We start from the raw sequence: 10,703 nt of genomic DNA on the forward strand, positions 1-10,703 counted from the left end.
ACGGTTTGGACGTGGAGGTCGAATTCCTCGGGGGGTGCTGGTGGGGTGAGGCTGTTTCCGTGCGCCTTTGCTTCGGACATGTTCTAATTATACTTCGCTTGTTCGAACATGTCTTCTAATAGTGTGGAAAACTTCAGGGGTTTTCGATAGGCGAGAGTGCGCGAAGCGGAATAAAATGCATAAATATGCATTCCTGATCATGAAATCCATCTCAAAAGCTGACTGCCGAGCGATGCGCAAATACGGCTAATGCCCAAGAAGAAGCGGGAATTAGTGCGAACCCGCCGGATTCCTGAAAAGTCGGGACCAGCTGGATTATGACATGATATTCCAGTTCAGAACTTCCACGCGCAGCGCCCGGCCGCATCCTAGGCAGGGGCGAGGCAGCACCACCATTTCCCTTGAGGATCCGCGATGAACCGCAAACCGTCCGTGAGCTCCAGTCCGGCCACCCTGCTGGGCGCGCAGCTGCGCCGCCGCAAGTCGATCACGAATATGATCGCCGAAGCGGAAACCAATGCAGGGGCAGGCCAGCTGCGCCGCACCTTGGGCATGTGGCAGCTGACCATGATCAGCGTCGGCGCCACCATGGGCACCGGCATCCTGGTGATCCTCGGCGATACCGTGCCGATCGCCGGTCCGGCCATCTGGATCTCGTTCGTGATCGCGGGCATTACCGCGCTGCTTTCGGCGGTGTCCTATGCCGAAATGGCCGGCATGGTTCCGGTTTCCGGCTCCAGCTATTCCTATTCCTATGCCACCATGGGCGAAGGCATCGCCTGGATCTGCGGCTGGTGCCTGGTGCTCGAATACGCGGTGTCGGTGGCTGCGGTGGCCGTGGGTTCGGGCCAGTACGTGAACGAAACGTTGCGCACCTTCGGCATGGAGCTGCCCGAGCTGCTGGCTGGCGGCCCGGCCGACGGCGGAGTGGTGAACCTGCCGGCGCTGATCGTCGTCGCACTGGCCACCTTGCTGCTGGTGCGCGGGGCGCGCGAGTCGGCCATCGTGAACTCGATCGTCGTGGCCATCAAGGCCGGCATCCTGCTCTTCTTCTCGGCCGTCGCCTTCAGCGCCTTCAATGCGGGCAACTTCGAGCCGCTGCTGCCAATGGGCGCCGCCGGCGTGACCGCGGCGGCATCGAGCGTGTTCTTCTCCTATATCGGCTTCGACGCCGCCTCGACGGCCGGCGAGGAAGCCAAGAACCCGAAGCGCGACCTGCCCCGGGCGATCATGCTCTCCATGCTGATCGTGACCATCAGCTACGTGCTGGTGGCCGTTTCGGCGATCGGCGCGCGCGAATGGAACTGGTTCGAAGGCGCACAGGCGCCGCTGGTGCAGATCATCGGCGAACTGACCGGGCAGCCGATCTTCGTGCTGGTCTTCGCGGTCGCCGCCGTGCTGGCCATCGCCTCGGTAGTGCTCACCGTGCTCTACGGCCAGACCCGCATCCTGCTGGCCATGTCGCGCGACGGGCTGGTGCCCGCGGTGTTCGGCAAGGTCTCGGCCCGCACCGGCACCCCGGTCGCCGGCACCTGGATCACCGGCATCCTGGTGGCGGTCACGGCCGGGTTCATCCCGCTGGGCGCACTGGCCGACGCCACCAGCATCGGCACGCTGTTCGCCTTCGCGCTGGTGGGCGCCTCGGTGATCTACCTGCGCAGAACCCAGCCCAAGGCCGAGCGCACCTTCCGCGTGCCGCTGTACCCGCTCACCCCGATCCTGGGCATCTTCGCTTGCCTGTTCCTGATGAGCCAGCTCGGTTGGCATACCTGGCTGGTGTTCATCATCTGGATGATCGTCGGCGCAGCGCTCTACCTTGGCTACGGCCGGCGCCGTTCGCGCCTGGGCCAGATGAGCGCGCAGGACTACGCGGCCAGCCACGGAAACGAAAAGTAGCTGCGCGCAGCACGCAGCAAGCGGGCGGGACCCGGCAGCCACAGGCATGCCGGGTCCCGCCCCTTTAACTACTTGCCCTGGTAGCTGAGCCCGAAGCCGTAGTCGAAGAGCGCTCCATCGGCAGTTTCGCCGTAGCCGGGCAGGTCGCTGAACTGCTCGGTGATCGCTTCGCGGGTGCCGGCCAGCGCGAACGGCATGCGCCCCTGCGGGGCGAACTTGCCCGAGAGGATGTCCATCAGCGCGGTGTCGGACATGCCGAAGCCGGCGACGATCGAAAAGCCCGCACTCTCGGATACCCCTTTCGGGGATATGTTGGGTTTTGAGGGATGACTTTGAAATCGTCGAATCTGTCTCAATTCCACGTCGCCAATTTGAGCTCACTAGCAAAAGTTCTGCAGCGCTTCCTCATCGCCGACGGCTTGGCCGCGAAAGATTGGCAGCCGCGAGTACATCGGCACTGTCATCAACAAGAGGGGGCGCAATGCTTGAAGTGGTCTGGGGTTCTTCTCTGCCTATGAATCAGGAAGCCCAGAACTGGAAGACCTTCTGCACCTCCGTATGCCAAGGCCGGATGCCATCAGTCCACCCACTGCCTGGCGCGCCCGTGTCTTTATTGACGATGAGCGCTGCCAGCGAAGGCTCTCCACGGTTGATGCAGTCATCGGAAAGGTCGTCCAGGACGTGCCTCAATTCGTAGAAGACGCCTACTCCTTCGATACCGATTGCCTTGCCCAGTTCGCCGTAGGTAACGATCGTGCGCCGCATAGCAGCCATAATCAATGCCGCTCGGGCCTGAGCGACGTCTACAGTCCTGTCTTTTCTAGCCATGAGCTAATCATCCCCCCAGCGCGACGGTAAAGCTATCGACGGCGCCGTCAAAGAATGTCCACGCTCCATCTTCTAGAGTTGGGCAGCTGACGGTCTTCTAGAGTTGGGCAGCTGACGGTTGGTGACGGGGTAACGCGCATGACCATCCAGATTCCTCCGGGCGTGGAGGCAAGCCTCGAAGCCGTGCTCGACACAGCCATGGCAGTCGGGAACTGTTGAACATGGTCCGTATTGTCGAGGCCTTCGGAATCGCCCTGAGGCTGCGGGAGGCGCCACGAAGCGTTCAGCCGGTCCTCCAGGCGGGTGATGGACGAGTCGGCCTGTGTTTAACTACTTGCCCTGGTAGCTGAGCCCGAAGTCGTAGTCGAAGAGCGCTCCATCGGCAGTTTCGCTGTAGCCGGGCAGGTCGCTGGCCTCGTCCATGACGAATGGCTGGCGGATCGCACCGGGCGCTTAATGCCCGTCGGGCTGTTGAATTCGCCGTTCGCCGCATTTGAGGAGCTGCAGGCGAGTTCCGCGAAGTTGGGGGAGGGTGCGGCTTTCCGTACCGCCCCCAGCTCTGGCCCCTAGATTTCGCAGGTTTCGGAGGGCGCGTTGCGGATCAATCCGCGCTCGGCCACCAGCGTGCTGATGAGCAGAATGGCGGCGGCCGCGTTCCAGGGAACGAGCGGCAAATAGCCTTCTGGCGGCAGGTCGGAGAGCAGCCAGCGGGTTACCAGGAACGTGGCCAATCCCAGCGCAAGCGAAATGGCGAATGCGATGCCCCGGTGCTTCTTGGAGACGCCCTGCCACGCGGGGATTGATCCGTCGGCAGGTGCTTCAGAGGTGATTCCCAAGAACTTCAGCATGCTTTCCTTCTCTATAATGTCCGATAGTTGTCATATAAAGATCAAGTCAACTAAGTGTTATTTCGATAGTATCGAATCTGAAAATTGCTGTACATGGTACTTTCGGATGACACTTCGACTTCGAACACCGAGCCCGGGTGAAACTTTTGGCCCCGTGCACGGCGCGCAGGCCACGGTGGCGCCATTCGGCGTCCGGTGCAGCCAAGCGCGGGGGCAGGACCGAGGTGCGTGGGCGCATCGCTCGGAACGCTGCGAGATCGCCCCCGGGGAAGTGTTAATGGGAAGGCGCACTAGCGGCCTAGCGCCAGGCGCGGTTCCTGCCTTATCATCAGTGAGTCAGGAACATGGCCCCGCCAGGTTCCGGCGCTCTCAAAAGGGGCGATACCCGTTGCGGTCCAGCAACCGGTAACGGCAGACATATATGGAATTTCTTCAGCACGATTTCTTGAAAAGAGTCCATAATGTCTAGCGTTTCAGCTGCCATTGCCCACGCCCTCAAGCCGCTGGCCCCGCGGATCTTCGGATTGATGGGCAACGGCAATGCCCACTTCCTCGACGCCGCAGTGCGTGCAGGCTTCGACTACACCGCCGTGCGCCACGAATCGGCCGCCGTTTCGGCCGCCGACGCCTACTTCCGCATCTCCAATAAGCTGGCCATCGCCTCCACCACTTACGGTGCCGGCTACACCAACACCATCACCGCACTGGCTGAAGCCGCCGCGGCCCGGACCCCGCTGCTGTTCGTCACCGGCGACGCGCCAACTTCCGGCCTGCGTGGATGGGACGTCGACCAGGCCGCGATCGACACAGCAGTGCGAGCGCCGCGCTACGTCGTTGACCGCAACAACCCGGGTGCCATCGCTCTGGAGGCGGCCGCCCTGGCGTTGCGCGAACGGATGCCGGTTGTTTTGGCGATCCCTTATGATTTGGCCGCGGTGGATTCGCTCGAAGAGCAGCTGCCTGATTTCGCCTCCCTGCGCAGCACCCCTCCGGCACCGCAGCTGAACTCCACCCAGCTGGAGCAGATCGCTGGAAAGCTCAACGCCTCGCAGCGCACCCACATCCTCTATGGCCGCGGCGCGATCGATGCCGCGGCGCAGGTCCAGTCGCTGGCGCAGAAGCTGGACGCCACCACCTCGGGTACCCTGCTGGCCCGCGACCTGCTGGACTACGAGTTCGATTTGGGCATCACCGGAGGCTTCTCCACCGAGGCCAACGCCCGGATCATCGCGCAGGCCGATACGGTATTGGTGCTCGGCGCCTCGTTGAACCAGTTCACCATGCGTTTTGGCGATCTGGTCGCGCAGGATGCCAGCTTGATCCAGATCGACCTGGGGTGCGCCGCCACCAACCCGCGCGTGGACTATTTCGCCACCGCCGATGCGACCCTGGCCGCCGCGGACCTGCTCGGTGCGGTGGAGCAGGCGCAGGGCGGATGGCGTTCAAGCCTGGACCTGTCCAATCTGCGCACCCGTCCGGCCGGTGACGACCTGGCCGCCGACGGGCAGCTTGATCCGCGCCGCGTGGCCAGCGAACTGGAGAAGATCCTGCCGGCCAATCGCGTGCTGGTGCAAGACGGCGGCCACTTCATCGGCTGGGGGCCCATGTACTGGTCGACCACCGGTGCACGCTCCTTGAGCTGCGTGGGCACCGCGTACCAGTCCATCGGCCTGGGCATCGCTTCCATGGTGGGCGCAGGCCCGGCGGCGCAGGGGCGCACGGTCGTGCTGGCCGCCGGCGATGGCGGCTTCCTGATGGGCCTGGCGGACCTCGAATCGATCGTTCGCACCGTGGAAAGTGGCGTAATCGTCATCTACAACGACTCCGCGTACGGAGCGGAAATCCACCAGTACGGATCCGTCGGCCTGCACGAAGACCCGATGCTGATCCCGACCGTGGATTTCGCCGGTATCGCCAAGGCCATGGGAGCCACCGGAATCCGCGTTGACACGCTCGAAGACCTCGCCGGGGTCCAGCAGTGGGTGGATGCCGGAGCCCGGGGCGTGTGCCTGGTGGATGCCCGTGTCTCGATGCATGTGCGTGCTCCTTATATGGACGAGGTCCTTTCCGCGAACAAGAAGGCCGCCGCGGCTGCGGCATTACAATCCGGTAAAGGTGGTGGCAAGCGGTAGCCGAACGTCGTAGGGTGGTTGAGTGCGCAAGTTATTAGTCGGAACAGCAAGTCTGGGTCTAGGGGCACTTTTGATGTTCCCCGCAACCGGCGCTTTTGCTGCACCCACTGGCCCTGGCGACTCGGCGGGTGCCAGCGCAGCGCAGCTTTCCGAGACCTCGCTTCGCGTGGCAACCATCCAGGCAAATCTCAGCGGCGAAACCCCCCAGGAGCTGCCCGCGAACCTGATGCGCGGATCCGACCGCCAGGCGGCGCAGGTTGCAGACAAGATCAGCAGCGCCAATGCGGACGTGGTGGTTCTGACAGATATGGACGCCACCCAGGACGCGGTTGATGCACTGAACGACCAGTATCTGAACAATCCCGACGATGCCCGCGCCGATGTGGAATACGGGTATTCCTACCTGGCCGTGGGCTCCAAGGGCCTGCAAAGCGGTGCCGATCTGAACGCTGATGGCGTCATCGGCGGCGCCGAGGATGCGTGGGGCCAGGCCGCATTCGCCGAGCAGGGTTCGATTGTCGTGCTATCGAAGTACCCGATTGCACAAGACCAGGTCACCAGCGTTTCCCAGCTCAAGTGGCAGGACGTTGCCAACGACATGATGCACCACACCGACTTCTCTGGTGTGCTGGCCGCCTCCATTCCGGTGATGAGCACCGGGCTGTGGGACATTCCCATCCAATACCGTGGCGAGCCGGTGCATATTCTTGCGACCCAAACCCAGCCAGATGCACAGGACCAGGAATTCGCCAAGGCACGCCAGGCTGATGAGTTGAAGGTTCTCACCGGCTACCTGGCCGGAGAGGACTACGTTCGCACCGATGAGGGCGAGCAAGCAGAAGGAGTCGGCGAAGACCGCTATGTCATCGCCGGCGCACTTGGCTTGCAGGAGAACGCGGCAGATCGCGTTGAACCATTCCTCCAGGGGCTCAAGCGCGCGAACGCTTTGAATGATTCCGGAAGCTACCTGGTCCCCAGCGCAACTTGGCAGGTATTGGGCCAGGGCCGCATCCAGGAGCATCCGCCAAGCAGTTCCCAGCCCCTGCCCGGAACGGTGCCGGACTTGGTGAAAGCATCAAGCCCGCTGATCTGGACCGATGTCCAGTTCTAGATGCCGAGCAAACCCCGCAGATAAGGATTGAGGAATCGTCCCTCCGGATCGGCAGTTTGGCGCACCCTCGTGAAATCGCTGAATTTCGGGTAGAGCTGCGCCAAATCCGCTGCTTGCAGGCTATGTTCCTTGCCCCAATGCGGCCGGCCGCCCAAAGAACGGAAGATCTCTTCCATGGCCGGGAAGTATCCCGGAGCCTTATCCCGAATGTAGCGGTGCACGGCAATGTACGCTGTCTGCCTGCCGCTGGCGGTACCCAACCAGGTGGAGTCCTCGGCCGCGGTACGCACCTCGACAGGGAAGGAAACTCCAACTCCCGAACGCCTGAAGTACGCTCGCACCTTCGCGAAAGCTTCATCGAAGCCAGCTAGCGGCAGCGCATACTCCATCTCGGTGAAACGCACCCGTCGCGCACTGGTGAAAGCTTCATTCCATGGCGCGATGCTGCTGCGCTCCGGCAGGGCGGCGCAAGCCACCTCATTCAATTTGGCAGTGGTCCGGGGGACCGCTGCGCTCAGCGAGCTGAGCAGCTGCAACGCGCCATTGGAGAGCAGCTCATCGTTCAGCCAGCGGGCCACCGCAGGCGGTTGATCGGCAGGGACCTGGCCGTCGAGCCGGGTATTGATCTTCACCTGGGCTTTGCTGGTGCCCGGGAACCAGAAGAATTCCAGATGGTCTTCTTGCCGGGCACGATCAACAAAGCTTTCGGCGATCTGCCCGATGGGTTCGATGGATTCGGCCGCACGCATCATGTAGTAGGGAACGCACCGCAGCCGGACGTGGGTGAGCACCCCCAGTACTCCCAGGCCAAGCCGGGACGCCTCGAATAATTCGCTATTCTCCTGCGCGCTGGCGCGCAGATGGGTGCCATCGGCCAGCATGATCTGCACTCCCGTGACCGTTGCGCTGAATCCGCTGAATTCCAGGCCCGTGCCGTGGGTGCCGGTGCTGATTGCTCCAGCGACCGACTGCTTGTCGATATCTCCCATATTCTCCAACGCGAGGTTGAAGGGCCTGAGCAGGGCGGGGATCTGCCAGAGCCGGGTTCCGGCGCGGAACGTCACCTCGTGGGTGCGAGCGTCGACTTCCTCGATGCCGCGAAAGCCATCCAGATTCAGCAAGATCCCGTCGGTATCTGCCAGCGGAGTGAAGGAATGGCCTGCGCCGACGGTGCGCACCGGCTGGTGCTGGTCGGCGGCCTGCTCCAGGCTCTGCGCTAATTCTGCGATGCTGCGCGGAGAATGGACAGCTGCTGGGTGGGAGACCACGGTGCGTGCGAAATTCCTGAAAGTACTCACAGGAATGCTTTCCCTTCTCCACGGTAAGTAGGCCATTGTTCGACGATCCTGCCCTTGGAGTACACCGCCGCCTTATTAACCCGTTCGGCCGGTTCACCGGACTTGGCATGGCGCAGCCACACGGTATCGCCAATGGCAATGCGATGCGCCGAGGGGCCAGTGAGCGGAGTCTGCACTTCGCCGGCGCCTTCCATGGCCAGGTAGCGAAGCTTCTTGGGATGCTCGATGGTGGGCAAGCGGTCCTTGCCGGCTGGGCCCGATGCGGCCCATCCGCCACCAAGGATGGTGACCGTTCGCTCATCGGGACGGCGTACTACCGGGAATCCCAGGTACAGGGCAGGGGTGGGGCGGAATGCGCGGTAGGAATCGAAGAGCGCGGGCGCGAATAATCCTGAGCCCGCGGCGATTTCGGTTACCGCTGGTTCTTGGATGGTGCTTTCTACCGAACCGGTACCTCCGGCATTTACAAACCGCAGGTCGCCGAGCTCCCGTACCAATTCCACGGTTTCGGCCCGGCGGTCCGCCAGTTCGGCGGCGCTGGCTTGGCGCAGCTTGCGGGCGATCAGTGCCCTGGGGCTGAAACCCCCATCGGGGACCGAAGCGATTTGGGATTCGTAGCCCATCAGCCCGTCCAAGATGAAGTTGCGCCGGCGGTGCACCTGGGCGGCCAGTTCGGCGACCTGTTCCGGCCGGGTCAGCGGGGAACGCGCGGCGCCGATACGGAGGTTGCTGCTGGGGTAATAGGCAGCATCCAGTTCCAGGGCGACCTTCAGCGGCCCGTGCCCCGGTGCGATCCTGTCGATCAAATCCAACTGCTCTTGGGTATCCACCATGAGCGTTACCTCTTCGCGTGCCTGTTCGCTGGCGGCCCACCGGCTGATCGCTTCGGCATCGGTTTGCGGGTAGGCAACCACCAAGTCCTTCAAGCCATGGCTGGCCAGCCATAATGCTTCGGCCAAGGTGAAGCAGAGAACGCCGCGGAAACCGGGCTCATCCAGGACCCGTTCCAATGCCTTGCGTACACGCAGGGATTTGGACGCGATGCGAATCGGCAGACCTCCGGCCCGTTCGCGCAGGGCGATCACGTTGGAATCGAAGGCATCCAGATCGAGCAGCGCGACCGGATGCTCCGAGATCCCGGCGCTTTTCAAGGCGTGGTTATACCGTTTGGCCTGAGCGTTCTTCATAGGCCAACTCTTGCACCAGCGTCGGGGAGTTTCAAGGAATTTTTCAAGACGCTTGCTTGAAAGCGCAAAGACCAAGGTAACTCTCAGGGTCTTGCGGTTAAGCTGGAGCCATCATGAAAAACGATCCGATTTCAATGACTTTGATTGGCAAAGATGGAAAGCCGCGCTCCGGCGTGCAGGACGCCATCATGAAGGGCATCGGCGTGCAGCGCCCGCTGGTGCTTGCCTACATCAAGCGGCTGCGCAAAAAGCACCCTGACGCTACTACTGCCCAGCTGGCAGCTATTGTCGAGCGCGATTACCTGCGCGTAGTTACCGGTTCCGGTGCAGCCGTGGGTGGAACCGCAGCCGTTCCCGCTGTTGGTACCGGTATCGCCCTGGGCCTATCCATAGCTGCGACCCTGGGCTTCCTGGAAGCCTCGGCGCTGTATGCGCAAAGCCTGGCAGAGCTGCACGGCATAGCCATCGACGATCCGGATCGTTCACGAGTCCTGGTTATGGGCATCATGATGGGCGATGAGGGCAGCTCGATGATTGCCGGATTGACTTCCCAGGCCGCAGGTCGCGGTGGGGGTCCAATCCAGGGATGGGCCAAGTCCTTCGGTGCCAGCAAGTCCACGAGCATCTACTCTGCAATGCAGCGCACCATGCAGAAGAAGTTCCTGCGCAAGATCATTGGCACCCAAGCGGCTAGCACCATCGGCCGTTTGGTTCCGTTTGGGGTCGGCGCGGCCATCGGTGGCGTAGGCAATCGATATATGGCCAAGCGCGTGATCGAGAATGCGGCAGTGGCCTTCGCCGGCATTCCCACGGTGGCGCCAAGCTCTCTGCCCCTGGATGATCCTAGAGTCATTGACGCAGAGATCGTCGAGGACTAGCTGAATCGCGGTAGCCGGCCACTGAGGTGGTCGGCTACCGGCTTTTAAGACGAATTTTTATGCGTTTTACAGATTTTTGCGAGCACCGAACCGCATGAACCCGGGCTTTAATCGGCGCTCCGGAATTAAGTGTGCACGGTCACCGTCAAAAACCACCCACCCGATTTGCAGGACCCCCAAAACCTGTGTATAGTTTTTCCTTGTCGCCGAGAACAAAACGGAAGAAATAACCGGATGTGAAACGGCGGCAGAACCCCAGAAAATCAAGGTTTTTCCACAGTCTTGTGGACAACAATTGAAAAGAATGGGAACTGAGAATACTGGTTCAAATCACAAACAATGGATTTGACTTTCAGGAATTCGAAGTTATAGAATATGAATATAACGCTGGACGAAATTACCGCCTGGAATGGTGGGTAAAGAACCGGTAAGTGTTTGTTGTTTGAGAACTCAATAGTGTGCCAAGTTTGTTGATACCGAATATTTTTATTTGGTGAATACATAACATTTGCTTGAGGCATTGCA

The 10,703-nt window shown here is 61.6% G+C and carries 9 protein-coding genes; 4 read left to right on the forward strand and 5 right to left on the reverse strand.

Annotated elements, in window-relative coordinates:
- Positions 1–414 precede the first annotated feature (414 nt).
- On the forward strand, positions 415–1,896 hold the full coding sequence (locus tag ACFVHU_RS18480) for an amino acid permease (protein ID WP_105662734.1): 1,482 nt from the start codon (positions 415–417) through the stop codon (positions 1,894–1,896).
- A gap of 68 nt (positions 1,897–1,964) precedes the next feature.
- On the opposite strand, the gene ACFVHU_RS18485 is transcribed toward ACFVHU_RS18480, so the two are convergent.
- The 3 genes from ACFVHU_RS18485 to ACFVHU_RS18495 all read right to left on the reverse strand — a co-directional run bounded on the left by ACFVHU_RS18485 (position 1,965) and on the right by ACFVHU_RS18495 (position 3,572).
- Positions 1,965–2,150, reverse strand: a complete 186-nt coding sequence (locus ACFVHU_RS18485) for a hypothetical protein (protein WP_388026044.1) — start codon at positions 2,148–2,150, stop codon at positions 1,965–1,967.
- Between the two features lie 265 nt (positions 2,151–2,415).
- Positions 2,416–2,724 carry a hypothetical protein gene (locus ACFVHU_RS18490; RefSeq protein WP_332489301.1) on the reverse strand — a complete coding sequence of 103 codons (309 nt, stop codon included), beginning with the start codon at positions 2,722–2,724 and terminating at the stop codon, positions 2,416–2,418.
- A gap of 566 nt (positions 2,725–3,290) precedes the next feature.
- Positions 3,291–3,572: a hypothetical protein gene (locus tag ACFVHU_RS18495; RefSeq protein ID WP_388026047.1), complete on the reverse strand. Its 282-nt coding sequence runs from the start codon at positions 3,570–3,572 to the stop codon at positions 3,291–3,293.
- Between the two features lie 461 nt (positions 3,573–4,033).
- Between ACFVHU_RS18495 and ACFVHU_RS18500 the strand changes: the two genes are divergently transcribed.
- Both ACFVHU_RS18500 and ACFVHU_RS18505 read left to right on the forward strand, forming a co-directional pair.
- Positions 4,034–5,704: a thiamine pyrophosphate-binding protein gene (locus ACFVHU_RS18500; RefSeq protein WP_105662732.1), complete on the forward strand. Its 1,671-nt coding sequence runs from the start codon at positions 4,034–4,036 to the stop codon at positions 5,702–5,704.
- A gap of 73 nt (positions 5,705–5,777) precedes the next feature.
- Positions 5,778–6,815, forward strand: a complete 1,038-nt coding sequence (locus tag ACFVHU_RS18505) for an endonuclease/exonuclease/phosphatase family protein (protein WP_105658970.1) — start codon at positions 5,778–5,780, stop codon at positions 6,813–6,815.
- Here ACFVHU_RS18505 and ACFVHU_RS18510 read toward each other — a convergent pair.
- Both ACFVHU_RS18510 and ACFVHU_RS18515 read right to left on the reverse strand, forming a co-directional pair.
- Positions 6,812–8,113, reverse strand: a complete 1,302-nt coding sequence (locus tag ACFVHU_RS18510) for a D-arabinono-1,4-lactone oxidase (RefSeq protein WP_286134401.1) — start codon at positions 8,111–8,113, stop codon at positions 6,812–6,814. The two genes, ACFVHU_RS18505 and ACFVHU_RS18510, sit on opposite strands and share 4 nt — an antisense overlap.
- Positions 8,110–9,300, reverse strand: a complete 1,191-nt coding sequence (locus tag ACFVHU_RS18515) for an alanine racemase (RefSeq protein ID WP_105658968.1) — start codon at positions 9,298–9,300, stop codon at positions 8,110–8,112. Before ACFVHU_RS18515 ends, ACFVHU_RS18510 begins: the two co-directional genes overlap by 4 nt.
- 113 nt (positions 9,301–9,413) lie before the next feature.
- On the opposite strand from ACFVHU_RS18515, the gene ACFVHU_RS18520 reads away from it, so the two are divergent.
- Complete coding sequence (locus ACFVHU_RS18520; RefSeq protein WP_105658967.1) at positions 9,414–10,178, forward strand: hypothetical protein; 765 nt, start codon at positions 9,414–9,416, stop codon at positions 10,176–10,178.
- Positions 10,179–10,703 lie beyond the last annotated feature (525 nt).

The sequence above is a fragment of the Glutamicibacter sp. NPDC127525 genome (assembly GCF_042672105.1).
GTDB lineage: Bacteria > Actinomycetota > Actinomycetes > Actinomycetales > Micrococcaceae > Glutamicibacter.

Bases quoted from the DNA above. Each gene is read 5' to 3' on its own strand.
- ACFVHU_RS18520 (WP_105658967.1), top strand. From the start codon at position 9,414: ATGAAAAACGATCCGATTTCAATGACTTTGATTGGCAAAGATGGAAAG.
- ACFVHU_RS18505 (WP_105658970.1), top strand. From the start codon at position 5,778: ATGTTCCCCGCAACCGGCGCTTTTGCTGCACCCACTGGCCCTGGCGAC.
- ACFVHU_RS18480 (WP_105662734.1), top strand. From the start codon at position 415: ATGAACCGCAAACCGTCCGTGAGCTCCAGTCCGGCCACCCTGCTGGGC.
- ACFVHU_RS18485 (WP_388026044.1), bottom strand. From the start codon at position 2,150: ATGTCCGACACCGCGCTGATGGACATCCTCTCGGGCAAGTTCGCCCCG.
- ACFVHU_RS18500 (WP_105662732.1), top strand. From the start codon at position 4,034: ATGTCTAGCGTTTCAGCTGCCATTGCCCACGCCCTCAAGCCGCTGGCC.
- ACFVHU_RS18495 (WP_388026047.1), bottom strand. From the start codon at position 3,572: ATGCTGAAGTTCTTGGGAATCACCTCTGAAGCACCTGCCGACGGATCA.
- ACFVHU_RS18490 (WP_332489301.1), bottom strand. From the start codon at position 2,724: ATGGCTAGAAAAGACAGGACTGTAGACGTCGCTCAGGCCCGAGCGGCA.
- ACFVHU_RS18515 (WP_105658968.1), bottom strand. From the start codon at position 9,300: ATGAAGAACGCTCAGGCCAAACGGTATAACCACGCCTTGAAAAGCGCC.